At 54.6% G+C, this 25,430-nt stretch carries 24 protein-coding genes and 1 riboswitch; of the genes, 17 read left to right on the forward strand and 7 right to left on the reverse strand.

From position 1 onward, the window contains the following. Window positions 1-18 precede the first annotated feature (18 nt). Both gatC and gatA read left to right on the forward strand, forming a co-directional pair. Entirely contained in the window at window positions 19-312 is a 294-nt protein-coding gene (gene gatC / locus CFELI_RS05110; RefSeq protein ID WP_277105487.1) for an Asp-tRNA(Asn)/Glu-tRNA(Gln) amidotransferase subunit GatC, read from the forward strand. Window positions 313-318: 6 nt separating this feature from the next. Continuing rightward, window positions 319-1,815 carry an Asp-tRNA(Asn)/Glu-tRNA(Gln) amidotransferase subunit GatA gene (gene gatA, locus CFELI_RS05115; protein ID WP_277105486.1) on the forward strand — a complete coding sequence of 499 codons (1,497 nt, stop codon included), beginning with the start codon at window positions 319-321 and terminating at the stop codon, window positions 1,813-1,815. 395 nt (window positions 1,816-2,210) lie between these two features. Here the strand turns inward: gatA and CFELI_RS05120 are convergent, their stop codons facing one another. The 3 genes from CFELI_RS05120 to CFELI_RS05130 form a co-directional block, all read right to left on the reverse strand. Next, a complete protein-coding gene (locus CFELI_RS05120) occupies window positions 2,211-2,747 on the reverse strand; it encodes a CPBP family intramembrane glutamic endopeptidase (protein ID WP_277105485.1) in 537 nt (178 codons plus the stop codon). 48 nt (window positions 2,748-2,795) lie between these two features. After that, window positions 2,796-3,992: an RtcB family protein gene (locus tag CFELI_RS05125; protein ID WP_277105484.1), complete on the reverse strand. Its 1,197-nt coding sequence runs from the start codon at window positions 3,990-3,992 to the stop codon at window positions 2,796-2,798. 263 nt (window positions 3,993-4,255) lie between these two features. Further along, a complete protein-coding gene (locus tag CFELI_RS05130; RefSeq protein WP_277105483.1) occupies window positions 4,256-5,212 on the reverse strand; it encodes a threonine ammonia-lyase in 957 nt (318 codons plus the stop codon). 72 nt (window positions 5,213-5,284) lie between these two features. Between CFELI_RS05130 and CFELI_RS05135 the strand changes: the two genes are divergently transcribed. The 3 genes from CFELI_RS05135 to CFELI_RS05145 all read left to right on the forward strand — a co-directional run bounded on the left by CFELI_RS05135 (window position 5,285) and on the right by CFELI_RS05145 (window position 8,238). Beyond that, window positions 5,285-6,142: a LysR family transcriptional regulator gene (locus CFELI_RS05135; protein WP_277105482.1), complete on the forward strand. Its 858-nt coding sequence runs from the start codon at window positions 5,285-5,287 to the stop codon at window positions 6,140-6,142. A 62-nt stretch (window positions 6,143-6,204) separates the two neighbouring features. Then, window positions 6,205-6,418, forward strand: a riboswitch (cobalamin riboswitch). 522 nt (window positions 6,419-6,940) lie between these two features. Beyond that, complete coding sequence (locus tag CFELI_RS05140; protein WP_277105481.1) at window positions 6,941-7,621, forward strand: MerR family transcriptional regulator; 681 nt, start codon at window positions 6,941-6,943, stop codon at window positions 7,619-7,621. Continuing rightward, the gene (locus CFELI_RS05145) at window positions 7,618-8,238 is read left to right on the forward strand and encodes a hypothetical protein (protein WP_277105480.1); all 621 of its coding nucleotides are present in this window, start codon (window positions 7,618-7,620) and stop codon (window positions 8,236-8,238) included. Before CFELI_RS05140 ends, CFELI_RS05145 begins: the two co-directional genes overlap by 4 nt. A 42-nt stretch (window positions 8,239-8,280) precedes the next feature. Here CFELI_RS05145 and CFELI_RS05150 read toward each other — a convergent pair whose 3' ends face one another. Then, window positions 8,281-8,604 (reverse strand): hypothetical protein, encoded by a 324-nt coding sequence (locus CFELI_RS05150; protein ID WP_277105479.1) that lies wholly within the window; start codon window positions 8,602-8,604, stop codon window positions 8,281-8,283. Between the two features lie 227 nt (window positions 8,605-8,831). Here CFELI_RS05150 and CFELI_RS05155 point away from each other — a divergent pair, with 227 nt between their 5' ends. The 8 genes from CFELI_RS05155 to CFELI_RS05190 all read left to right on the forward strand — a co-directional run bounded on the left by CFELI_RS05155 (window position 8,832) and on the right by CFELI_RS05190 (window position 16,970). Further along, window positions 8,832-9,878: a FecCD family ABC transporter permease gene (locus CFELI_RS05155; RefSeq protein WP_277105478.1), complete on the forward strand. Its 1,047-nt coding sequence runs from the start codon at window positions 8,832-8,834 to the stop codon at window positions 9,876-9,878. Beyond that, window positions 9,875-10,636, forward strand: a complete 762-nt coding sequence (locus CFELI_RS05160) for an ABC transporter ATP-binding protein (RefSeq protein WP_277105477.1) — start codon at window positions 9,875-9,877, stop codon at window positions 10,634-10,636. Before CFELI_RS05155 ends, CFELI_RS05160 begins: the two co-directional genes overlap by 4 nt. A gap of 22 nt (window positions 10,637-10,658) precedes the next feature. Next, window positions 10,659-11,726: an ABC transporter substrate-binding protein gene (locus tag CFELI_RS05165; RefSeq protein WP_277105476.1), complete on the forward strand. Its 1,068-nt coding sequence runs from the start codon at window positions 10,659-10,661 to the stop codon at window positions 11,724-11,726. 103 nt (window positions 11,727-11,829) lie between these two features. Further along, window positions 11,830-13,020 (forward strand): MFS transporter, encoded by a 1,191-nt coding sequence (locus CFELI_RS05170; RefSeq protein WP_277105475.1) that lies wholly within the window; start codon window positions 11,830-11,832, stop codon window positions 13,018-13,020. Window positions 13,021-13,228: 208 nt separating this feature from the next. Further along, complete coding sequence (locus CFELI_RS05175; protein ID WP_435383799.1) at window positions 13,229-14,659, forward strand: MDR family MFS transporter; 1,431 nt, start codon at window positions 13,229-13,231, stop codon at window positions 14,657-14,659. A 45-nt stretch (window positions 14,660-14,704) separates the two neighbouring features. Beyond that, a complete protein-coding gene (locus CFELI_RS05180; RefSeq protein ID WP_277105473.1) occupies window positions 14,705-15,733 on the forward strand; it encodes a 6-phosphofructokinase in 1,029 nt (342 codons plus the stop codon). Between the two features lie 134 nt (window positions 15,734-15,867). After that, entirely contained in the window at window positions 15,868-16,395 is a 528-nt protein-coding gene (locus CFELI_RS05185; RefSeq protein WP_277105472.1) for a hypothetical protein, read from the forward strand. Window positions 16,396-16,433: 38 nt separating this feature from the next. Next, complete coding sequence (locus tag CFELI_RS05190) at window positions 16,434-16,970, forward strand: hypothetical protein (RefSeq protein ID WP_277105471.1); 537 nt, start codon at window positions 16,434-16,436, stop codon at window positions 16,968-16,970. A 65-nt stretch (window positions 16,971-17,035) separates the two neighbouring features. Here CFELI_RS05190 and CFELI_RS05195 read toward each other — a convergent pair whose 3' ends face one another. Then, window positions 17,036-17,707 (reverse strand): DUF4241 domain-containing protein, encoded by a 672-nt coding sequence (locus tag CFELI_RS05195; RefSeq protein WP_277105470.1) that lies wholly within the window; start codon window positions 17,705-17,707, stop codon window positions 17,036-17,038. A 291-nt stretch (window positions 17,708-17,998) separates the two neighbouring features. Between CFELI_RS05195 and ald the strand changes: the two genes are divergently transcribed. Beyond that, window positions 17,999-19,069: an alanine dehydrogenase gene (gene ald / locus CFELI_RS05200; protein ID WP_277105559.1), complete on the forward strand. Its 1,071-nt coding sequence runs from the start codon at window positions 17,999-18,001 to the stop codon at window positions 19,067-19,069. Between the two features lie 5 nt (window positions 19,070-19,074). Here the strand turns inward: ald and CFELI_RS05205 are convergent, their stop codons facing one another. Next, a complete protein-coding gene (locus CFELI_RS05205) occupies window positions 19,075-21,165 on the reverse strand; it encodes a RecQ family ATP-dependent DNA helicase (protein WP_277105469.1) in 2,091 nt (696 codons plus the stop codon). A 95-nt stretch (window positions 21,166-21,260) separates the two neighbouring features. On the opposite strand from CFELI_RS05205, the gene gatB reads away from it, so the two are divergent. Next, window positions 21,261-22,769 (forward strand): Asp-tRNA(Asn)/Glu-tRNA(Gln) amidotransferase subunit GatB, encoded by a 1,509-nt coding sequence (gatB, locus tag CFELI_RS05210; RefSeq protein ID WP_277105468.1) that lies wholly within the window; start codon window positions 21,261-21,263, stop codon window positions 22,767-22,769. Between the two features lie 211 nt (window positions 22,770-22,980). Here the strand turns inward: gatB and CFELI_RS05215 are convergent, their stop codons facing one another. Further along, window positions 22,981-23,667, reverse strand: coding sequence for a LysE/ArgO family amino acid transporter (locus CFELI_RS05215; protein ID WP_277105467.1), 687 nt, complete (start codon window positions 23,665-23,667; stop codon window positions 22,981-22,983). Between the two features lie 71 nt (window positions 23,668-23,738). Between CFELI_RS05215 and CFELI_RS05220 the strand changes: the two genes are divergently transcribed. Beyond that, the gene (locus CFELI_RS05220; RefSeq protein ID WP_277105466.1) at window positions 23,739-24,614 is read left to right on the forward strand and encodes a LysR family transcriptional regulator ArgP; all 876 of its coding nucleotides are present in this window, start codon (window positions 23,739-23,741) and stop codon (window positions 24,612-24,614) included. Window positions 24,615-24,626: 12 nt separating this feature from the next. After that, window positions 24,627-25,397, forward strand: a complete 771-nt coding sequence (locus CFELI_RS05225) for an HNH endonuclease family protein (RefSeq protein WP_277105465.1) — start codon at window positions 24,627-24,629, stop codon at window positions 25,395-25,397. Window positions 25,398-25,430 lie beyond the last annotated feature (33 nt).

Genomic DNA, 25,430 nt, shown 5'->3' on the forward strand with positions numbered 1-25,430 from the left:
GTAAGGACAAGACTAAAAGTGCCTGAGATTTCGCGCGACGAAGTCGCCCACTTGGCAAAACTCGCACGCCTAGCGTTAAGCGATGAGGAGCTTGATCGGTTTGCTGAGCAGATCGACGGGATCATCTCAAACGTTTCGGCGGTGCAAAAAGTTGCCGCCCTGGGCGTTGAGCCAATGAGTCACCCCCACTCGATCCAAACCACTATGCGTGAGGATGTGGTGGAAAAGACCCTCACCGCCGAGCAGGCCCTTGATCAGGCACCTGACGTGGCTGAGCAACGTTTCGTCGTACCACAGATTTTGGGGGAGTAACTTTTCATGAGCAACAAATACTTGGTTGGGGCACCAGGCTCCAACGAACTGACATCCATGACCGCCGCTGACCTGGCTGCGAAAATTCATACGCGCGAAGTATCTGCAGTTGAGGTCACCCAAGCGCACCTCGACCGCATCGCGGACATTGATGCTGACATTCACGCATTCCTACACGTCGGCTCTGAGGAAGCACTCGCGGCAGCACAGCGTGTCGACGCCTCTCTCGATGCCGGTGAAGCCCCAGCATCCCCGCTGGCTGGTGTCCCACTAGCACTCAAAGACGTGTTCACCACCACGGATGCGCCAACTACCTGCGCATCTAAAATTCTTGAGGGCTACATTGCCCCCTATGATGCGACTGTTACCCGCAAAATCCGTGAGGCTGGCATCCCCATTTTGGGTAAGACCAACATGGACGAGTTTGCTATGGGTTCTTCCACCGAAAACTCCGCCTTTGGCCCAACCCACAACCCGTGGGATGTTGAGCGCACTGCCGGTGGTTCCGGCGGCGGTTCTTCCGCAGCACTAGCCTCCGGTGAAGCACCGCTTGCTATCGGTACTGACACCGGTGGTTCGATCCGCCAGCCAGCCGCACTGACCAACACGGTGGGTGTGAAGCCTACCTACGGCACCGTTTCTCGTTACGGCCTTGTTGCGTGCGCATCCTCCCTCGACCAAGGTGGCCCTACGGCACGCACCGTGTTAGATACGGCATTACTGCACGAGGTCATTGCAGGCCACGATCGTTTCGACGCCACCAGCGTGAACCGCCCGGTCGCCCCAGTAGTGGCGGCAGCTCGTGAAGGCGCTAACGGCGATCTGCGCGGCGTGCGCGTCGGCGTGGTTAAGCAATTCGACCGCGAAGGCTACCAGCCTGGTGTGCTGGAGCAGTTCCACAAAGCTGTGGCACAGATGCAGGCCCAGGGTGCAGAAGTAGTAGAGGTTGACTGTCCGCACTTCGATGATGCGTTGGCTGCCTACTACCTGATCCTTCCCTGTGAGGTGTCCTCCAACCTTGCGCGTTTCGACGGCATGCGTTACGGCCTGCGCGTGGGCGACGATGGAACCCGCTCTGCGGAAGAGGTCATGGCTTTGACCCGCGCCGCAGGTTTCGGCCCTGAGGTCAAACGCCGCATCATCTTGGGCACCTACGCACTGTCGGTGGGCTACTACGACGCGTACTACCTGCAGGCGCAGCGCGTGCGCACCCTGATCGCCCAGGATTTCGCCGCAGCCTATGAAAAGTGTGACGTGTTGGTGTCCCCAACCACCCCAACCACCGCTTTCAAGCTGGGGGAGAAGATCTCCGACCCGCTGGCAATGTACAACTTCGACCTGTGCACCCTGCCGTTGAACCTCGCCGGCCTGTGCGGTATGTCCCTGCCTGCAGGCTTGGCCCCTGATACCAACCTGCCTGTTGGTTTGCAGATCATGGCCCCTGCCTTTGCTGACGACCGCCTGTACAAGGTGGGCGCAGCTTTTGAAGCTGGGCAAAAGTAAAAAAACTCGAACGTAAAAGGTCCACTGCTTTCAAGCAATGGACCTTTTACTATCTACGAACCAAGATTTTCTTATTTCACCCTCATCCTCTGGCCCCACATATCCACACAGATGGGGCGGTTATACCTTTCGAAACACGTAAAAAATAAAGTACGCAAACGAGGCATCGAGGTAAAGCACACAATCGTAGGTTTTACAGTTAACCAGTCGGCAAAACGTTTGTCTGCTAATTCCTTCATAAAATCAGGGGAAACAATGCGGAAATCATAGCCAAGGGCTAAAACCCATCGTGGAAAACACCATCAACTACAATCCTGCGATAAGGCTCGGGTACCTTGTGATCTCGTTCAAGAAAATCTTCGTACTCGTCCCAATCCATGGCCCAAATATAAAACTCATACCAAAAAGGTGACAGCTATATTCGTAGCCATGTGGGCGACCGCGCCGGGGAGGAAAGACCCTGAGTAATGGCGTAACCAGCCAAGAACCCACCCCAGGAAGAACTGCAACACAACAATTGGACATAGTCCTGTGTTAAGAATGAGCAGTGAGAGGTGGGGGAGTAGGAATATAACCGCTTGGAGGGTATTACCTGCGAGAAAGCCGAGGCGGCGCATCAAGAACCCGCCTAAGAATCCTCGGAAGAAGACTTCCTCCCCAAATGCTCGCAATGCGATAACAATGCCCGCGCCGATACTTGTCACGCGAGTAAATGAATCGCCCAAACTTCCAAACACGTCTTCTGGCATGAGCTGGAAAACAATAGCACTGAGTACACAGACGAGGAGGAAAATCCCAAGCCCAATGGCGTGGCTTTTCTTATCACCCCATGTGGCGCCGAGGCTATGCAGGATACTTTCCCACTCACGCTTTCGCTTTTGCACGAAAGCGTAGATAAAGGAAGGGATTACCCAAATAACAAATTCAATCATGGTGGCTCATCCTCGTTACCATTGGCCTATTACCGATGGTAACGAAAATTAAGTTCCCTTGACGTTTAGAATTTGGCGCAACTTGTGCTTGATTTCCACCAGGTCTTTGGAGTCTTCCATCACCTGATCGATATCCTTGTAGGCGTCGGGAATCTCGTCGATCCACTCCGAACCTGGGCGGTAGACAATGCCTTCCATTCGCTTCTCCAAATCCTGAAGAGTAAAACGGCGCCGCGCCTCGTTCCGTGAGAACCTCCGGCCCGCCCCATGGGGTGCGGAATTCATTGAGGCAGCATTGCCCTTACCCTCAACCACGTAGCTGGCGGTACCCATGGAGCCTGGGATCAACGCAAGACGCCCTTGATCTGCGCGAACCGCACCCTTTCGCGTCAGCCACACCGTGCGGTTGAAGTGTTGCTCGCGAGTGGTGTAGTTGTGGTGGCAGTTAATCCGCTGGATAATCTCCACATCTGCCCCCATAAACGTGGCAAGACAATCGGTGAAGCGATCAATCATCTCCTCGCGGTTTAGAAGCGCAAAGCGTTGTGCCCAGTTAAGCTCCTTGATGTACTCATTGAACTCCTCGGTCCCAGCAACGAAATAGGCAAGATCGTTGGTGGTCAGTGGAATCCACCATTGGTGCATGAGCTTCTGCGCCTTGGCAATATGCTTGCGTGCAATCTTGTTGCCGACTCCTCGGGAACCTGAGTGGAGGAACATCCACACACGATCTAATTCATCAAGACACAGCTCAATGAAGTGGTTTCCACCACCCAAAGTGCCCAACTGTTGGCGCCAGTTCTTCGAATGGGAAAGATCCACATTATCCTTCTCGGCCAGCTCAGCGAGCTCACTGCATCGCTTTTTAGCAGTGGGCTGTAACTCCCAGTCGTTGTAGTTGCCCGCCGACATGGGGATGGCGTCGATAAGCGCCTGGCGCAAGACGGTGAGATCCTTCCCCTCAAGATCGGCGGCAGTAAATTGGGTCAAAGCTGCGATCATGCCACACCCAATATCGACACCAACTGCTGCAGGAATCACGGCATCGATGGTGCCGAAAACCGTACCCACAGAGGAACCAAGCCCCGTGTGTGCGTCCGGCATCAGCGCAACATGCTCATGCACGAAAGGCAACGCGGCTAATTGCTGAGCCTGCTCGAGCGTGGAGTCCTCCACCAGTGATGCAAAGCTAACAACCTGCGGCTTGTGTGGCTTGAGATGACGATCAAAGCTCTTTCGAGACATTGAAAAACTAATCCTTTCTTAGACGTTGAGTGATCAGCGGCTAAAAAAGTGAGGCACTCAAGCAAAAAGCGCCGCTGAACACGTAAAGGTTCGCGGCGCACAGTAGTGAAAAATTAGCGCAGAGAAAGCACCGCGAAAGAAGTAGGTTCTTGGGAATACTGGCGTTTGATTGTCTGATTCAACATGGCTACTCCTTTCGAGAAAAATTGACGGTGACGGTGCTTTTCAAGAATTAATATCTCCGGCGCGGAATAGTCAATCATCTACCCCCATTGGGGGAGGGTTGCGAGTTCCTGTGCTGTGGCGTTGCCTCCGCTTATAACGATTCCGACTTTTTCACCAACGCCGAGCTCATATGCACCGGCGAGTGCTGCTGCGCCCGCCCCTTCTGCGAGGGTATGTGCGCAGGTAGCAAGCAGTGCGCGTGCCTGGTCGATTGCGTGGTCGTCGACAAGCACAAAGTCGTGCAAACCTGCGCGCATAATAGCTTGCGTACGCGGACATGAGGAGGTGGTGGCAAGCCCAAGCGCACGGGTGCGGGAGGGGGCGGTGCTCATCTCACCTGTGCGCCAGGAGATGTGGGCGGCAGGTGCGAGGGCGGATTGTACACCGATCACGGCAGTGGAGAGCCCAAGCCCGTCGCGTACGAGGCAAGCACCTGCTGCGCCGGAGCCGGAACCGATGGGAATATACACGGCATCGCAGTCGGGGTGTTCAGCGAATAGTTCAAGATAGACACCGGCGTGACCGGCAATAATTTCAGGTTCAGTGGGGGCGATGAAGCTCAGCGATTCTCGCAGCGCAGTTTGCTTCGCATAAGCGATAGATTCGGCCATATCCGCCCCGTGGGCAATAACTTTCGATCCGAGAAGTTCGATGCCCTCAATGCGTTCGGTGGGGGTGGATTCGGGTACCACAATGGTGCAGTCCGTATTGTGCATCTGTGCAGCATACGCGATCGATTGGGCGTGGTTTCCGGTGGAGGCGCTGATGACCCCGTCGCCGAGTTGGTTGGGTCCGCGGAGTGCGAACAGTGCGATGCCGCCGCGGATTTTGAAGGCACCGGTGGGTTGGGTGTTTTCGTGCTTGAGCACCATGGTGCGCCCAGTGTGCTTGTTGAGCATGGGGTAGCTAAAACAGCAGGTGGGTGGCAGGTGGCGGAGGTATTCCTCATGTGCGGCGTGGATGAGGTCGAGGGAAATGTGTGTGCTGTTGGCCATATTCCTAGTGTGACCTGCGCCAAAAGATAGGTCTAATGGATATTTTCTTTTAAACGCATTAATTTAGTCGATGTGATTGATGTTGAGCGCCTCAAAGTCTTCGTCGCCTTCGCCCGCGAACGCAATGTCCAAGCAACCGCCGATGAGCTCGGGATTTCTCAGCCCACCGTGTCCCACCACCTCAAACAGCTCAGCAAAGAGTGCGGGGTGCGGCTGTTGGTAAAAAATGGGCGCAGCCTAGAACTGACTCAAGAGGGGCAACTGTTAGCTGAGCGGGGCGCGCGCATTCTTGCTGAGTTAGCCCACACTGAAACTCAGTTACGTGCTGTGGGCAGGGCGGATACTGGGCTGGTGCGACTGGCTGCCTTTCCTTCCGCCATGGCAGTGTTGGTGCCGGAGTTGATTGTGGCGATGCCGCACATTCAACTCGATGTGGTTGATGCAGAACCTGAGCAGGCTCGGCGCATGTTGGAACGGCGGGAGGTGGATATAGCGTTGACGTTTCGATATCCCGAAGAGGAGGGGGCGAAGGCGCAGGTTTTGTTTGAGGAAAACTTGATGCTTGTCACACCACGTGGGGTGGGTCAGGGGGTGAAGGACGTTCGCGATGTGGCTTCGGCTACGTGGCTGACTGGTTGTCAGCAGTGCACAAGTCATATGTTGGGAGTGCTTTCGGGGGTGGGGGTGAATCCACGGCTGGGTTATGCAAGCGATGATTTCGTTGCGGTTCAAGCGCTGATTGCTGCCGGGCTGGGGGTGACTCTGTTGCCGGAGTTGGCGTTGCGGGCATTTCGGGATGATCGGGTTGAGGTGGTACCTGTTGCGGGACTATCGCGCAGTGTTTGTGTTGAGGCGTTGCCGCATGTGCTCCAGTCGGCACCTGTCAAGGCTGTGTGGGATATGGTGTTTTCTTGCTTTGCGACGAGTTGACAAAGCCCAAGGCGGGGGTGATTTCACTCAGTGTGGTGAACGTTGTTGCTAAAATGTCTAACTGCACTCAGAAGTGAGCTGGTGGGGTAAAAATTGTGTGTATTTTTGCCCCTGGGAACGCCCGGTGAAAGCCCGGGGACTGGCGCGCAGCGGTGAGTGGGGACTCATGTTCTCATTTTTTAGAAACCACTGGTCTTTTCCATAGGCTGGGAAGGTTCAAGGGAACATGGGGTAGATCCACCGAGTCCGAAGACCGACCAGCTCGTGACCTTTAGTGTGGGCCTCGCGATTTAGGCGCAACACTGATACTCAACGCATCAGCAGGTCTATCTTTCTTTAGTCAGAGGGAAGATGCTACTGCGTGCTACGCCACCACGGTGAACTATTCAAAAATGATCAATGTGTAAGGGATGTAGCACCCAACTGCACAAAGTGGATCAATGTCAGCGGGGCGCAGTTTCTGTCAGCCTGCGTCCTGGGTCCACGATCGTTGTGGCCTTTACGCACATTTTTGAGTGTGAGGTGAGTCAATGAAACCGTGGCGGGGTATTTTTTGGGAAGCAGGAAGCCTTTAATACTGCCTTCAATGGTGGTGTGTGGCGGAAGAAAGCGCTAACCGTGGTGGGGTTTTTCCCACTCCCTTTTAGCCTCAGCGCGGTTGTTTTCTTCCATCCGGACTCAGATGCCACATGCTGTTATTGGGGCGGTAGCGGTCAAAGTTTAAAGGCTTTCCTGTTTTCCCAAATTTTTTTTTGCCCTCTTGACCTTGACCTAACGTCATAGTTCACAATGAGTGGTATGAGGATTTCCGAGCTTGCACGTGCAGCCCACTGTACTGTGCGCACTATTCGCCACTATCACCATAAAGGTGTATTGGATGAACCGCCGCGTGACAGTAATGGGTACCGTAACTATGGGATAGCGGATCTCGCTGAACTTTTACGCATTCGTGCCTTAGTGCAGGCGGGAGTTCCGCTTTCTTTGGTCACGAGTGACACTGCGTTGGATCAGGCGCGTGAACTCATCCAATCACGCATCCAACAGCTTGTTCAGCAGCAAAAATTCCTCGAGCGCCTCAGTTCTCATACGGTTGGGATTCCCAGTGATGTACGGGAGAGCCTTCGCGCCCTTATCACGGATGAGCATCTCTATGATCAGGAAATTACAGCTCTAGAAGTGATGGCGCTGAGTGGAATGACAACTCCAGCGACATGGCAGGTACTGCGTGAGAATCTTGCACATCCGCAGATCCAACAAAGCACGACCCGCTTTCTTCAGGCGTGGGCGACACTGATGCAAGAGCCGTCAGTCGATATTGATCAGATGGTAGAAGAATTCCGCGTTGCTTATGAGCAGGGTTGGATGCGCGGGGTGGCTGAGACACTCGTCGAAGGGAGCGTCGATATCTCCCTGCCCGATATGCAACTAGAACCGCGGGTGGAGCAGGTACTGTCACAATTCTTAGGGCAGTGGCAATGAATGTACTTGTGAAGGTTCTTGCCACACATCCAGCAGTCCGACTGCTTGTGAAAGAACTGCGACTTCTGAGTGATCTTGTTCGTTGGATACGCGGGCACATTCTTGTACCTCAAGGTGCACTGGTTGTGTCACGGCAGGGGAGAGAATTGACACTCCCCATTGCGATTACAGTGGCGAGTGCCATTGAGATTGTCGTTATCGAACTCATGCTCACTAACCCAAAGTTACGCCTCATCCTTTTCCTGCTTTCTGTGTACGGGGTTATTATTTTTTGGGCCTACGTGGCGCAACATTGCATACGGCCTAGTTATCTCACTCAGCAAGAGTGTGTACTGAGGCAGGGTGGTATTCTTCTTGGAACTATTCCACTCAACACTATTATTTGGTGTGGGTATGTGCGTGGGCATGATGATCAACGTCGAGGGATCGTCGATACGCGGCTGAACCTAGGAACGAGCGAAGGCACCAATTTCCTTCTTCGCCTCAACACCCCCATCCGTGTCCCGCATGAACGCTGGTGGTGGAACAAACAACGCTGGTCATTCGTGACAGAAGTGGCACTATGGGCTGATCAACCACGCGAACTAAGAGAACACATGATGCGGGGGAGAGAATAAAAATCCGCGCACTACACGTGCGCGGAGTGAAGAAAAAGTGGATTATTCCTTGACGTCAGACAGGATATAGGCGGCACCAGCTGCAGCGGCAGTTACAGTGATTACCGCAGGCCACGCGCCGATCTTTTTAGCCAGTGGGTGGGAAAGGCCGAAAGCAGCCACATAGGCTGTGGTCAAACCTGCGGCAAGTGGAACGCCGCCCTTTGCTGCCCACGAACGTGCAGCCCAACCACCCGCGGCGGCAAGAATTACACCACCTAACGGGCGGATTCCTGTTTCGCGGGCAGTAAGCCAACCCCCAATAAGACCCGTAGTTACCACTGCTGCTGTATTGACCTCATCGGCCTTTTTCAATGCGTACGTCATGCACCCAAGGCTACCTGCTTTGTCATGTGAAAAGGGTAAAGAAAAAGAAAAATCCTGAAAGAGAAGAAACATCGTGTTCTGCCAGAGGGTTTCTTCTTTCAGGCTCCACAAGTGGTGGTGTTTAACAAAGGTGTTCGGAAGGTTGAACTTCATCTGCGAAATGGGGGATAATTGAAATTTGGTTCTAAAGCTGGACCAAAAAATATCCACAGAAGGAGTTTCTCACGTTGAGCACCCTTGGAAGGCGGCTTGCTACTCCGGCACTGTTTGTTGTGCTGGCAGCTTTGGTGGCTTTAAGTTTCGTCATTTCCTTAACGTTTGGCTCTGTCGACTACTCCCGAACTGAAGTGTGGCAGGTGGTTGCTGCGCATCTGAGTGGCGGAAAAGGTCCTGACCAGGCTATTGATTCCGTTGTGTGGGAGCTTCGTGCCCCACGTGGTTTGCTGGCAATCATTGTGGGCGCCGGTTTGGCGCTTGCTGGTGTTGCGATGCAAACGTTGGTGCGTAACCCCTTGGCTGATCCGTATCTTCTTGGTGTGTCTTCGGGCGCATCGGTTGGTGCCACTGCCGTGATCACTTTGGGAGTTTTCTCCTCTTTCGGCCTGTATTCGCTCTCCGTTGGCGCCTTGTTGGGTGCTTTGGGGGCGACGGCCGCGGTCTATGCGATCACTGTTGCGCAGGGCGGGCTGACACCGCTGCGCCTGATCTTGACCGGTGTTGTTCTCTCCTCAGCGTTTTCTGCTCTCGCGAGCTTTCTTGTGTTCAAAGGTCCTGATGCACGAGCGGCGCAAGGCGTGATGTTTTGGATGCTGGGTTCAGTAGCAGGTGGGCAATGGAACAAACTTTTACTTCCTGCGCTGGTGGTGCTCCTGGCGTTTGTTGTGTTGATGTTCCTTGCTAATAGCCTTGATGCCTTGGCTGCTGGTCCTGATACGGCCGCAGCGTTGGGTGTGAATGTGGCTGTTTTGCGTCAAGTGTTGTTTTTCATTCAAGCGCTCCTTGTGGGTGCGATGGTTGCGGTTGCTGGTGGTATCGGCTTTGTTGGCCTGGTTATCCCGCATTTGGCTCGCATGTTGGTCGGTTCGCTGCATCGCAGGTTGTTGCCGATTGCCATGGTGTCGGGTTCGCTGTTTTTGTTGTGGGTTGATGTGATTGCCCGCATTTCGGCGCCGCCGCAAGAAATTCCGCTGGGCGTAGTCACTGGTGTGCTTGGTGCACCGTTGTTCCTGCTGCTGATGGGTCGTGGACGATACAAGTTTGGGAGTGCGTCATGAGCCGACTTGACATTTGTTCCGTCGCAGCGGGGTTTAATAAAATTCCGCTCCTTACTAATGTTAGCTTCACCGTTGAACCAGGCACTATGACTGCCCTTGTGGGTGTTAATGGTGCTGGTAAGTCGACGTTGTTGCGAGCGATTGCAGGCATTTCCCCGGCTCTTGCTGGGCAGGTGCTTTACGACGGCGTGTCGGTGCATTCGATGCGCCCGCGCCAGCGTGCCCGCCAACTCACCTTGGTTGGCCAAGAAGAAAGCCCACCGGGAGATCTGACAGTTTCCGAAATGGTGGCACTGGGTCGTCTCCCACACCTGAAAAGTTGGGAGATTGGTGGCAAGAGGGAACAGAAAATTGTTGCCGATGCACTCGCACTGGTTGGTTTGTCTGATTTAGCTGAGCGTCCGTGCGATCAGCTTTCGGGTGGCCAGCGGCGTCGAGCGCTTCTTGCTCGCGGTTTTGCCCAAGGCACCGATATGGTGATGTTGGACGAGCCGACGAACCATCTTGATGTGCATCATCAGTTGCACTTACTGAAGGTGTTGCGGGAATCCGGCCGCACCATCTTAGCTACTATCCACGATCTGGATTTAGCCGTAGCCCACTTTGACCAGGTGGTCGTCCTCCATGAGGGGGCCATGCTGGCCGCGGGAAATCCATCCGACGTGTTGACCTCTGACAATGTGCGAAAAGTTTTCGATGTTGAGGCGCATTTGCTCACAGTAGCGGGCAAAACGCACATCATCGTTGATTCGCTCTAGAAAGAAAGATTCACTTTTCATTATGAAAAAGACTCTCGTAGTCCTCGGTATTTCTTCCCTGTTGTTGGCGGGCTGCTCGAATGCCGCCGATAACGCATCGACCGCTACCACTCAGGCTGCATCCGAGGGCATTACAGTGACCAACTGTGGTGAAGAAGTGACCTTCACCAAGGCTGACAACCTTTTTGTCAACGACGGTAACATCATCTCCATTGTGCTGGCGACAGGTGCCCGCGACAAGATCAAGTACGTCTCCTCCGTGCAGCGCGACCTTGATATTCTCAAGGCTAAGTACGGCAAGGATGCAGAAGATCTCAACGACGTAGCCAAGGAATACCCTTCCCTGGAAGAAATCGTGTCCAAGCAGCCTGATATTTACGTTGCTGGTTGGAACTATGGTTTCAACGAGGGCAAGAACCTCACCCCAGATACCTTGAAGGAGCAGGGCATTGATTCCTACCTGCTTACGGAGTCCTGCCGCCAGGAAGGCACCACCAAGCGTGGCATTGTCGACCCTTGGACCGCTGTGACCACCGACTTGGAGAACATCGGCAAGATCACCGGTAACGAGGATACCGCTCAGAAAGTTATTGAGGATCAGGACGCTCGCCTCCAGGCCCTCAAGGATGCGGATCAGCCTGAGAAGGCACCTGTTGCATTCCTCTTCGACTCCGGTTCGGACACCATCTTCACCTCCGGTAAGTTTGGTGCGCCACAGGCTATCTTGGAGGCTGCTGGTGCCAAGAATGCAGCTGAGGATGTTGAAGACACCTGGACCACTGTTGGTTGGGAGCACTTGACCTCCAACACCCCTGATGTGTTCGTGTTTGTTGAGTACCCAGGCCAGGAGTTTGAGGAGAAGGTGAAGATGCTCAAGGAGCACCCAGCCACCAAGGATCTTCCGGCTGTGAAGGAAAACCGCTTTATCAACCTGCCTTATGCTATGTGGACCTCTGGTCCGCTGAACATTGACGGTGCTGAGCATGTGCGCAAGGGCTTGGAGAAGTTCGGTTTGGTTCCAGCGTCTGAGATCACCCCTGGTTTGAAGCTTCCTGATTCTGTTCCTGGCCAGGAGCACTTCATTGGCTAAAACCAATCTGAATAGGTGATATTCAGTGTGGTAAAAATGCTTCACACGGTTATGCTGTGTGGAGCATTTTTATTTACCTGTGTTCACTGGAGTTTTTGCGTTGATGAAAAGCACAACCTTCCCTGCCACCGCGTGGCTGTATTTGGCTTCAGCTGCGTTTTCTAATTTCGGCAATGCTGTAGCCACGTTAGTGTGGCCGTGGTTGGTGCTGCAGCGCACCGGCGATCCCGCTGCTGCGGGTTTGGTGGCCACACTCATTGGTATCCCCACAGTTGTGGTGGCGATTGTGGGTGGACACTTGATTGATACTGTCGGCCGCAAACCTATGAGTGTGATCTCCGATGTTATTTCTGCCTCTAGTATTGTGGCGGTCATCGCGGTGGACCAGTATTGGGATTTGAACCTGTGGTGGCTGGTGATCATTGGTATCTATGGCGCGGTGGGGGACATCCCGGGTTTTGCGGCGCGTAACGCGTTGATGGGTGATGTGGCGGCGTCGTCAGGCAAAAGCCTTGAGTGGGTGGCCGGCATTATGCAGGCGATCACGGGCGTGAGTTTTTTGCTCGGCCCAGCGTTGGGCGGCATTTTGATGGCAAGCCTGCCTCTGACCTCTGTGTTGTGGATTACGGCGGGGTGTTCGCTTTTTGCGGCGGTGCTGACATTCGCGCTGCGCTTAACGGCAACCGGTAGTAGCGAGGAGGAAGAGCAGCAAGTATTCTCCGGTTGGCGGGCGTGGACAGCGGTGCTCAAAAGCGCACCGGTGCGGATGATGGCGATCATTAACGGCATCGCGGAAATTCTTGTTATTCCGTATTTGTTGATTTTCTTACCCGCCCACTTCGAATCCATTAATGCCCCCGCCAGCTTGGGTGCAACCATGTCGGGCTTTGCGGTGGGGCTGATGGTCGGTGGTGTGATCAGTGCGAAAATGGATTCACTGTCGCCGCTGCAGCGCTGGTGGATCGGCATGGGTTTGTACACGCTTGCCTTCGCCGGGATGGCGGTGCTGCATGTCACCTGGATTGTGATTGTTGGCATGGTGCTTGCGGGGTTGGGCAGTGGTTTTGTTACGCCGTTGCAAAATGTGTTTATTACCGAATCTGTGCCGGAGCAGCTGCGCGGGCGTGCGTTCTCACTCATGGGGGCAATTAATCTTCTAGCCCAACCGGTGGGTCTTGCTGCTGCGACTGTGGCCTTGGGCTTTGCCAGCATTTACAGCCTTGCTGTTGTGTGCGCAGTACTGTGGGCAAGCGGTGCGCTCTGGGCCAGCGTGGAGGGCAAGCGCGTGTTGTAGTCACGGTCACGGCTTGCTTTGATCTTGACTTTTGGCTCAGTTGCCAGCGCACTGCGAATCGCGTCACGACGTCGGCTCCATCTGCGTGAGTAGGATTAGGAGAATTTATGGGGCTGGTGTGGGGTGTGCTTGTGCCCCTGGCAATGGTTCGATCGGGGTAGTGAGGCTAGGTTACGCTTGGCTGGGGTGAAAGGGTTGGGGGTGTAAGATTGTCGCGGTGAATAAACAACAAACTCAGGTTTCTGAGAAACAAGCGTGGAAAGCGCTTGCCGCATTGTGCATTGGGTTCTTCATGATTTTGTTGGACCAGACTGTTGTGGCGGTAGCGACCCCGCAATTTCAAACTGAACTCGGCGCCTCCTTAAACCAGGTGGTGTGGGTTTCAAGCATTTATCTTCTATTTTTTGCTGTCCCATTGCTGGTGACCGGCCGAATGGGCGACCGATTTGGCCAGCGCACCGTGTATCTGGTGGGCATGGTGATTTTTACTTTAAGTTCTTTAGCCTGTGGTTTAGCCCCAAGCGTGGAATGGCTGATTGTGGCCCGCGCAGTCCAAGGCTTGGGCGCGGCAATTATGACCCCACAAACCATGAGCGTGATCAACCGTATTTTCCCACGCGAAAAGCGCGGCGCTGCCATGGGTATGTGGGGCGCGGTGGCTGGTTTGGCTACCTTGATCGGCCCAATTTTAGGTGGTGTGCTTGTAGCTCAGGTCGGCTGGGAGTGGATCTTCTTCATTAACGTGCCTATTGGTGTCGTGTCACTCGTGCTGGTATCGATGTGGGTTCCCACGATGCCACAGATGGCACGGTCAATTGATTTCGGCAGCATTATTGTATCGATCGTGGCCATGAGCGCATTGATTTTTGCCATCCAACAGGGGCCGGAATTGTCGTGGCCCGCATGGATCTGGGCGCTGCTGGTGCTTGGGCTGGTGCTGGTTGTGGTATTTGTGAAACTGCAATCCTCCCGTGGCGCTGATGCACTGGTTCCCCTGGCTATTTTTAGCAACCGCAACTTTTCTCTTGGTTCCTTCTCTATTTCCATGATGAGCTTTGTGGTGGCCGGAATTATGCTGCCTATTATGATTTTCCTGCAGGAGGGTCATGGGCTTTCAGCGCAGCAGGCTGGTTTTATGCTGGTGCCAATGGCTGTGCTGTCCGGCGTGTGTGCGCCTTTTGTGGGCAAGCTTTCGGATCGCTTGGATCCTCGCGTGTTGTCGGTGGCAGGTTTTAGTTTCATGTTGGCTGCATCGGTGGCGTTGGTCGTGGTCATGCGGGAGGGCATAAGCTTCTGGTGGATCTTGCTTCCTGTTGTTTTACTTGGGTTTGGTAACGGTTTTGTTTGGTCGCCGAATTCGGCGACAAGCTTGCGTGATTTACCTATCACTCAAGTAGGTGCCGCTTCAGGTGTGTACAACACCACACGCCAGATCGGTTCCGTCATGGGCACCGCAGTGATCGGCGCCGCGATGCAACACGGTATTGCCAGCTCACAGGCAATTACTACAGCGATGGGCCAATCGCTGATCCCGGCGGTGGTAGTACTAGTGATGGGTTTGGCGGCGGTTTCGCAGTTTAGAAACCAAGCCATTGTGCGAGAAAATTCACATCCTGTTAAAACTCCTGCTCAAAGCTAAATTACCGATCGGACATTTTGGGGCGGATCGTCTAGGATTGAAGTCATGCGTATTGCCACTCTGACTTCCGGCGGCGACTGCCCCGGTTTGAATGCTGTTATCCGCGGTATTGTGCGTACCGCTACCGAATACGGTTCTACTGTTGTTGGCTATCAGGATGGATGGGTCGGATTGATGGAGGATCGTCGCGTGCAGTTGTACGACGACGAAAGCATTGACCGAATCCTTCTTCGCGGCGGCACCATTTTGGGTACTGGTCGCCTGCACCCAGAGAAATTCAAAAATGGCCTTGAGCAGATCAAGGAGAATTTGGAGGATGCTGGAATTGATGCCCTGATCCCGATCGGCGGTGAGGGTACGCTCAAAGGCGCGAAGTGGCTGTCAGATAATGGCATTCCGGTTGTGGGTGTCCCTAAGACTATTGATAATGACGTCAATGGTACCGACTACACCTTCGGTTTTGATACCGCAGTATCGGTAGCCACTGACGCTATCGACCGTTTGCACACCACTGCGGAGTCGCATAACCGAGTGATGATTGTTGAGGTTATGGGCCGTCACGTTGGTTGGATTGCGCTGCATGCCGGTATGGCTGGCGGTGCTCACTACATTGTGATCCCTGAAGCCCCATTTGATATCGCCGAGATTTGTAAGGCTATGGAGCGTCGCTTCCAGATGGGTGAGAAATACGGCATCATCGTGGTTGCTGAGGGTGCTTTGCCCAAGCCTGGGACGATGGATTTCGCTGAGGGTGGGGTGGACCAGTTTGGTCACCAGACCTTCAACGGGATTGGTCAGGTTATTGGTGACGAAATCAAGAAGCGTCTAGGTCACGATGTGCGCACCACGGTATTGGGTCATATTCAGCGTGGCGGAACTCCAACGTCTTTCGATCGCGTGCTGGCAACTCGTTATGGTGTGCACGCTGCCCGTGCGTGCCACAACGACAATTTTGGCAAGTGTGTGGCTTTGCGTGGCGAGCACATTGAGCTGATTGATCTGCAAGAAGCTGTGGGTCAGCTCAAGACTGTTTCGGCTGGCCGTTACCGCACTGCGCAGGCATTATTTGGTTAAGCGTTTCGACGTCGTTTTTTGTAATCCCTCTGAAGGGCATTGTGCTCGACAGGGGGATATTTTTGTTGAGTAACACTATCTGTGTAATAGGCGAAATAATTAATGAAACCTATTTCTTCAGAGAGGAGCGTTGGATGAATCTACGTCGTATTCAAACGCTGGCCATGGCTGCTGTCATTGGGCTGTGTACTCTTGCGCAGCCTTCGGCGATGGCTAAAGAAGTGCCGATGCCCTACCCGCTCGGGGGGACGCATACGGTGGAGTTCACACATAATGTGGAGTGTTTTCAGCAAAAGCGTGATGGAAACACAATCTATGGTGCTTACCAGATTTTCAGTGTGAAAGCTGTGGATAAAGACGCGAAAACACAAGGTGGAATTTCCTCCCTTCTCAGCGGCATTTTCCCCTTTAATTCCGCAGTTGTAAGTTGGCGGGGGATTAACACCGGTGGAACTGAGGATGTGTCAGTGCGATCGATGGGTTCGGAGATTGAAGTGAAGGGAATGCGTTCTTCCTTTGGCCCTGTGGAAGTGAATTTCACGGTGACTCGTTCGCTGCTGCCTATTGTGTTTTCGAATTCTTCGCTGCCGTGGTTGTCGGTGACTCATAACGAGACAATCATGATCAACCCTGACCCAGCGACGTGTAAGCCCCAGCCCTAATTTCTTTGTGCTGGTTTTCAAACGAAAGGAAAGATGCGATGACAATGAAGCACAAAGTCTCGGCAGTGTTGATTGCTGCCGGCGTGGTCTTTGCGTCCCAGTCTGTGGCGACTGCGCAAGAAGTATCTACGGAAGTGCCGATGGCACACCCCACTGGTGGGGTTCATACCATCAAGTTCTTTGGTAATTCATGGTGCGGACGTGCAGATGATTCCGGCAAGGCTACGCAAGTAGCAACTTTTGGTATTCGCGACTTGAATGTCCAAAGCTCAACTGCTCGTTTTTTCATCGACCCCAATAAGCTGTTCCCCTTCAATTCTGCGACGGTGCAGTGGAAGAATACCGCCACGGGCGCACAGGGGTCGAAGACTTTCCACAAGTCCGGTTTCTATATGGACATGCCCGTTGGGGACGTCGGTTTCGGTGAGGTGGAAGCGACTATGACGGTCACCCGTTCGCTGTTGCCTACACTAAGCCCAGGTTCGGCAATCCCATTTTTCTCCTCAACCCACACGGAAACGTTGAAGGTTGCAGGGGTGGCTGCGACGGCTTGTGAAAACTCCTTGAAAAACTAGTTGCTAGGAGTGTCGTGTTTATCGCCCTTCTCCTTGAAAAAAGGGGGAGGGCGATTTTTTATGACTTAAGCGGGAGTGTTCACCACTTGGAGATCAATGTGGTAGCTGAGGAGTTTTCCTTGCGCATCGAATCCCGCAAGAACAGGGTAATAGCCGTCACCCCACCCTGAGCTACACAGGACAATATTTTCTCCGCCGGAAAAGAAGGGCAGTGGAATATTGGCACTCCCTTTACAGTAATGATCGGGATTGAACAAAAGGTTAAACCACGAATCAGGTTGATTGGAGTCGAGGATATCGTCACACAAATCCAGCCCTTGGGCTTCGACGCGCTCGATCATGAGGATAGCCGCGTGCGCGTCGACAAAGGCGATCGTGCCTGCGTCGACAGCAACACAATAGTAGCCACCTGTTTTGGTGGGGTCATTGTGGATACCAAGTGGGGTGGCGGCAGTAAAACGAGTGGCGGGGGCAGGATCAAAAATGAGACTGAGGTACGCCTCCCGCAGATGCGGTTTTTTACCCTCAGTGATATGCGCGATGGTTACAATCACCTCGAAAGTCCCATTCGGAGCGGGGAATTGAAGCGATGACTCGATATCGACAAAGGGGTCGCAGGCACGAATCGCACCTGAGGTGATTGTCAGGGAACCAAGGGGGATTTGGGAGAGGCGATAAGAATCGCCAGCGCTAGTACTAGCACGATCGGTAAAGGCGCAACACACGGCATCGCTCATGAAAGGTGATCATAGTACGACTCGAATGCACGCGCTGGTGTTTGAGGGCAGGGGAGTGAGGGTAGAAAAAAAGTTACCCCTCCTTATGTGAGTGGTAGGTGTTTCAGTAGCGTGAGAAAAGGCAGTATAAGGGGTGTGAGCGGTAGGAATGAAGCATAATTGCATGGTGTGCGCATTGCTGTGGTCTAGAGAAAAGATCTATTAAATTGTGGCGTAGCGCACTTATCTGTGGTTAGGATCGTGGCTAGACACCGTATAGCTACACCAAGCAGCGAGGAGATTGTTCGCACCATGATCGTTGGATGCCCCACGGAAGTAAAAACCAATGAAGCCCGCGTCGCCCTTACCCCAGCAGGCGCACGCGAGCTGAAGAAAAAAGGGCACACCGTCCTTGTCCAGTCGGGGGCGGGAGTTGCCTCCGGATTTGATGACACAGCCTATGAAAACGCTGGAGCCACCCTTGTTGATTCAGCGAAGCAAGTGTGGGAACAATCCGAGATGATCGTCAAGGTCAAAGAACCCCAAGAATCCGAATTTCCACTGATGCGCCCAGGGCTGATCCTTTTCACCTATCTGCATCTCGCCGCCGAACCGGAGGTGACTCGCGCACTGCTGGAGCGCAACATCACCGCCATCGCCTATGAAACTGTTACCAGCGACCACGGTCTGCCACTGCTTGCACCGATGAGTGAGGTCGCAGGAAAACTCGCTACCCAAGTCGGCGCGTATCACCTGATGAGCCCGATTGGGGGATCTGGCATCCTCATGGGTGGGGTGCCTGGCACACTGCCGGCTAACGTTGTGGTCATTGGCGCTGGAATCGCTGGCGAAAACGCCGCGAAAGTGGCCCTTGGTATGGGGGCGAAAGTCACCATTGTGGATATCAATCTTCAACGCCTGCGCCAGCTGACATCGCAGTATGGTTCCCAGCTGAAAACACTCGCCTCCAATGAGCTCAATATTGCCACCGCCGTACGCGACGCGGATCTTGTCATCGGTTCCGTCCTCATCCCCGGTGCGGCCGCACCGAAACTCGTGACCAAAGAAATGATTGAGACCATGCGCGACGGTTCCGTGCTGGTGGATATTGCAATCGACCAAGGTGGCTGCTTCGAAGGTTCGCACCCCACCACCCACGACGATCCTGTGTTCGATCTCGCAGGCAAGCGCATGTACTGTGTGTCCAACATGCCAGGCGCAGTACCGCGCACCTCCACCGAAGCGCTGACGAACGCCACCTTGCCTTTCGTTCTCACCATCGCCAACAAGGGGTGGGAGCAAGCGCTTGCCGACGACCCCCACCTCGCCCGTGGACTCAACACCCACAACGGGGAAATCACCTGCCCGCAAGTAACCCTCTAGTGGGGCTAATGGCTGGCCGCTAAACCGAGACCCAGAATCTCACGAGAAGTGTGTTCGTGCAGTAATTCACTAGCCACGGTAAGCGACCAGCCAGAATCCACCTGATCGGTGATTAAAAGAATAGGGCCAAGGGGAATATCCTCGGGAATGAAGGTGGAGAGGGCAGCAGAATCCCACAATCGCTCTAAACCGCGCACCCGAAACACCGAATTTTGCGCGACCACTGGCGTTGCGGCCGTGCTTAAGGGGAGAAGCCCTAGATAAGGCAAACGGCCAATGTGTGCTACCTGGCTGGCAAAACGATCCACCAACTGATCGCGTGCACCGTCAGCGCAACTCAGACCCACCACCACGCTCGGGCGGGTGTCCCAATTCCAATTTTTCAGCACATTTACCGTGGCGGAAAGCACCGGGTCTTTCGCCCACGGGGAAACTGGTTCCCACTGGTGCTCGCGGAAAATCTCACGAATTTTGGGTCCCAAACCAAGGTCGGTGATACGACACAACACCCGAATTCCACGCAGCGCTTGTAGCGCCCCTGAACGTTCCGGCCACCGCTTGCGTACCGCAATCTCCACACCAGGGGTGTGACGGTGCGTATCAATGAGCGCACGCATCGACGGATCAATGGAACTATCAAAAAATACCTGGCGACAATTATCACAGCGACCACACGGAGACGTTGCGGTGGCGTCGTCAAGCTGCTGGCGCAAAAACAGCTCACGGCAAGAAGTAAGATGAACATACTCCATCATCGCCTGCTGCTCTAGGCGTCGCATCGCCTGTAACTGCGCAAAACGGGCACTATCGTAGAAAAACGGCGGAAAGCTTTCATCCCGCACCCACCCTTGCGCAACCCGAGAAACCGCCCCCTCAACATCGAGCACCTTTAAAGCCTGCTCCAGCCTGCCTCGACTTAAATCAACATGCTTTTCCACCGCCGGAGTCGACAGTGGTGCGGAAGCACTCTCCAACGTAGCCAACAACTTTCGAACAGTATCCTCATCAGGAAACGACGCGTGATCGAAAAACTCCCAAATCTCACGATCCTCCCGCCCCGGTAGCAAAACCACCTGTGCATGCGCCGTGCCACGGCCCGCGCGACCAATATGCTGATAGTAGGAAACGGGTGAACTTGGGCAGCCGTGATGAATCACAAAACCTAAATCCGGCTTATCAAAACCCATGCCCAGTGCCGAGGTTGCCACCAATGCCTTGACCTCATTGGATAGCAGCTTCGCCTCTAATTCCACCCGCTCACCGGCCTCAGTGCGCCCCGTATAACAGCCCACCTGAAACCCCGCAGCGGAAAGAGCACGTGCCAGATCCTCAGCCGCGGCCACCGTCAAGCAATAAATGATGCCCGAACCGGCAAAATCCCCCAGGTGGGAGGCAATCCAGGTCGTGCGATCATCCACTTCAACCACAGACAAAAACAACGACTCGCGCCCCAAACCCCCACGCAACACAGGGGTATTTTCACCCAGCTGGGCGCGCACATCCGCCACCACTCGATCATTCGCCGTCGCAGTCGTCGCCAGCACCGGTGTACGAGGATCTAACACTGCTAATACATCGCGAATGCGACGATAATCAGGGCGGAAATCATGCCCCCAATCCGAAATGCAGTGCGCCTCATCCACCACAACCATCCCCGCCGATGAAGCTAAACGCGGCAGCATGCGCGCACGAAACTCAGGATGATTCAACCGCTCCGGCGAGATTAACAGCACATTCACCACGCCAGCTTCCACCTGAGACTGAATGGATTCCCACTGCTCAACGTTCGCACTATTGATTGTGGCAGCCACAATACCTGCTCGTGATGCCGCCTGAACCTGATTGCGCATCAATGCCAACAACGGCGACACAATGACCGTTGTCCCGCACCCTTGGGAGCGCAACAACTTCGCCGCAATGAAATACACTGCGGACTTTCCCCAGCCCGTGCGCTGGACCACCACCAACCTGGAGCGCTGATTGACTAAAGCATCAATTGCGAACCATTGATCGTCACGCAACTGGGCAGAATCCGATGCGATCTGCTTGAGCAACACAGTCGCCTGCTCACGAGTAACACACGAACCAACCATCATTTCACGCCTTCACTGCTGTAGGTGGGTACAGATAAACAAACCCAAGGACACACCACTATAAGAATAGGGTGCGCAACAGGGTATAGTTATTCGTTATGACTGCAGCTTATGACGAATTGATGGACTACGACGAAGTCCTGGAGAAATTCGAGCCAGTAATGGGCATGGAAGTCCATGTCGAGCTCGCCACTGAAACAAAAATGTTCTCCGCCTCCTCCGCACATTTCGGCGCGGAACCCAACTCCAACGTAGACCCCGTCTCCCTCGGCCTGCCCGGCGCACTGCCCGTGGTCAACGCCAAAGGCGTTGAATGGGCCATCAAGATCGGTCTCGCACTCAACTGCGAAATCGCTGAGTCTTCCCGCTTCGCGCGCAAAAACTACTTCTACCCAGACCAGCCTAAAAACTACCAAATCTCCCAGTATGACGAGCCTATCGCTTACAACGGGTACCTTGACGTCGTCCTTGAAGACGGCACTGAGTGGCGCGTGGAAATCGAACGCGCCCACATGGAAGAAGACACCGGCAAGCTCACCCACCTCGGTGGCGCAGACGGACGTATCCACGGCGCCACTTCCTCCCTCGTCGACTGCAACCGTGCGGGTATCCCACTGATTGAGATCGTGACAAAGCCCATCATTGGTGCAGGTAAGCGTGCTCCAGAGGTTGCGAAGGCCTATGTTTCTGCGCTGCGTGACCTCGTGAAGGCATTGGGTGTTTCCGATGCGCGTATGGATCAGGGGTCGATGCGTGTGGATTCAAACGTCTCGCTGAACCGCATTGGAGAGACCGAGTTCGGTACCCGCACCGAAACGAAGAATATTAACTCGCTGAAGTCCGTTGAGCAGGCTGTGCGCTACGAGATGATGCGCCAAGCTGCTGTGATCGAGGCAGGCGGGGAGATTATTCAGGAGACCCGCCACTACCAGGAGGCTGACGGTTCGACCACCTCGGGTCGTATCAAGGAAACGGCGGAGGATTATCGCTACTTCAACGATCCTGATCTGCCGCCTGTGATTGCTCCTCGCGAGTGGGTTGAAGAGATTCGCGCCACCCTTCCTGAGCTGCCGTGGGTGCGTAAGGCTCGCATCCAGGAGGAGTGGAAGCTTTCCGACGCCGAAATGCGCGACCTTGTCAACGCCGGTGCGCTTGAGCTGATCATTGCCACTGTTGAACAGGGCACCACTTCTGGTGAGGCGCGTTCGTGGTGGGTTTCTTACCTCGCCCAGAAGGCGAATGAGGCTGGTGTGGAGCTTGAGGCTTTGCATATCACCCCAGCTCAGGTTGCCCGAGTTGTTGCGTTGATCAACGAGGGCAAGCTGACTAATAAGCTGGCTCGCCAGGCTGTTGATGGTGTGCTGGCCGATGAGGGCGATGTTGATGAGGTGATCGCCAAGCGGGGCTTGGAGGTTGTGCGTGACGACGGCGCCATCGAGGCTGCTGTCGATGAAGCGCTGGCGGCCAACCCTGACATTGTGGAGAAGTACAAGGCAGGCAACACCAAGGTTGTTGGTGCGATTGTCGGCCAGGTGATGAAAGCTACTCGCGGCAAGGCTGATCCCGGTCAGGTGAATCAGCTGATCGCCAAGAAGCTCAACTCTTAACATCGTTGACGTCATACACTTTGCGCCTGGTGTGTAACAAAACCACAGTGGTTTTGCTGCACACCAGGCATTGTGCTTTCTGCCCCCAACCTTAGGCGGCAGGGGCAAACGGTGCCGTGTTCTGGTGATCGTCGTGGCGACGTCGATAGGCAAAAGCTGCGAAGAACAGATCTTCGCAGCTAGTAGCAGGGTGGGGGGGAGCGTGGGGCGTTTAGTGCATGAGAACGCGGGCGCACATGACAACCATGATGCAGCCGATCGTGAAATTAATGATCCGCCACGCCTTCGGGCGAGCTAAGACATCAGAGAAGTAGCTTGAACCAAAACCGAGCAGCGGGAACCAGGTAGCAGAGGCAAGCAGCGCGCCGAAAGCGAAATACCAACGCCCAGTCTCACCATGCTGATTCGCCATACCACCGAGCATGATCAGCGCATCAATATATGCGGCCGGATTAAGCCAGGTAAAAGCAAGCGCCGCCAGCACCGGCTTGACCCAGGTGCGGGTCTGCGTGCGTGTCTGCACAGCAACGCTGCCACCGCCGGTAGTTGGAAGATCAGAATCAATCGAGGTAGAACTCTCGATCTCATCGCTGTGATCGACAACCATGCTCGAACCGCGGCGGCTGAAAGCATCGCGGAAGCAGGAGAAGCCGAACCAGGCAAGATAAGCAGCGCCCAAATACTTCAAAATCACCAGCGCGATCGGTGCTTTTTCGATCAATGCGCCCACCCCGGCGGTGCCGCCGAGGATTAAGAAGATATCGCTGGTCATGCACACTAAAAGAACGGGGATAACGGCATGCCGTTTAATGCCCTGGCGAATAATGAGGGCATTTTGGGGTCCAATAGCGACAATGAGGGAAAGTCCCAACAGAAAACCAGCGACAATAATGCTCATGGAGTACAGTCTTCACCCCACAACGAGGTTAAGTAAAATTACATCTTTTAAACTTGGTTTAGAATTGCTTCATGAATCCGATTCGTCTGCACACCCTCCTCACCATCGTCGACGAAGGCAGCTTCGAGATCGCCGCAGCCGTCCTCGGCATCAGCCCCAGCGCAGTCAGTCAACGCATCAAAGCACTCGAAAAAGAAGCAGGACGAGTACTCCTGCGCCGCAGCACCCCCGTCACCGCCACACCCGCTGGGGAAGTACTCGTTCAAGCAGCCCGACAAATGGCTCTACTCGAAGCAGAAACGCTGGCCGCACTACGCGGACGCATCGCGAAAGTGCCGCTGAGTGTGGTCGTCAATGCCGACTCGCTGGCAACCTGGTTTAAGCCCGTGCTTGCCGACGTCGCCAGCTGGGACCAAGCAACCCTGCAACTGCGCATCGAAGACGAATCGCACTCACTGAACCTCCTACGCCGCGGCGACGCGCTCGGTGCCGTGACCAAAGAAAAAACACCCGTCTCAGGCTGCGACTCCATTGAATTAGGCTCCATGCGCTACGTTAGCGTATCCAACCCCTGGCTACTCGACCGCTATACCAACAACGGGGTAGTGGATTGGGAAAAAATGCCCGCCTTAAGATTCGGGCCCCGCGATCAGCTGCAAACCACAGACCTTCGCGGGCGAGTCGAACAACTTCCCAATACCCGCCGAATCTCCCAAATCCCCTCCGCAGAAGCCTTCGTTGAAGCCACGCGCGTCGGGCTGGGCTGGTCACTGCTGCCCATCCAAGACGCCAAACCCCTCCTCGAAGCTGGGGAAATAGTCCTGCTCGACGATCGAGTTCTCGAAGTTCCCCTCTACTGGCAGCGCTGGCGGCTTGAATCCCCCTCGCTTGAACGACTCACGGAATCCGTCCAACAAGCGGCTGCGAACATGTATTCGAACATATGATAGAATGAGGCGGTGAAAAAATCTGTGATCCTCTCCGCCTGGCCCGCGGTTCTGATCGGGGCACTGGTGCTCGCCAGTTGCCAATACTCGCACCTGCCCATCGAGGATCGGCCCTTCAGCAACAACCACGGCGCCGACATTCAACCCCCACCACCACTCCCAGACACTCCCGAAGTGCCACCAGTGGGAACAGATCCCGCTTTCGCCGACCTCGAATCCCTGACAGTGCGCGACTTCGACCCTGAAGCACCACGCTACGACCGGGCACTTTTCGGACAACGCTGGAGCGACGACGTCACCGTCGGCGGGGGACACAACGGCTGCGATACCCGCAACGATATTCTTGCCCGCGACCTCGAAGAGGTACGCTACAAACCCGGCACCCGCGACTGCGTTGTCATCTCCGGACACTTCACCGACCCCTACACTGGCCAACACCACACCTTCCAACGCGGGCAAGGCACCAGCGACCTCGTACCCATCGACCACGTCGTGGCACTCGGCGACGCCTGGTACGCCGGCGCATGGACATGGGACGAAAACAAACGACGCGACTTCGCCAACGACCCCATTAACCTCCAAACAACACTGCGGGAAGCAAACAACTCCAAGCTGGCACAAACCGCAGCAACATGGCTACCACCTAATAATTCCTATCACTGCGAATACGCACGCAGGCAGGTAGAAATCAAAAAAGTGTATGGATTAGCCATAACGAATGCGGAGAAAAATGCCCTCGCAACCGCGCTCAGCACATGCGCGCCACCGACACAGGTTCAGTAATTTCACATACTATTGATAGGTATGAGCGAAAAT

Source organism: Corynebacterium felinum, from assembly GCF_030408755.1.
In the GTDB taxonomy this organism is placed as follows: Bacteria; Actinomycetota; Actinomycetes; order Mycobacteriales; family Mycobacteriaceae; genus Corynebacterium; species Corynebacterium felinum.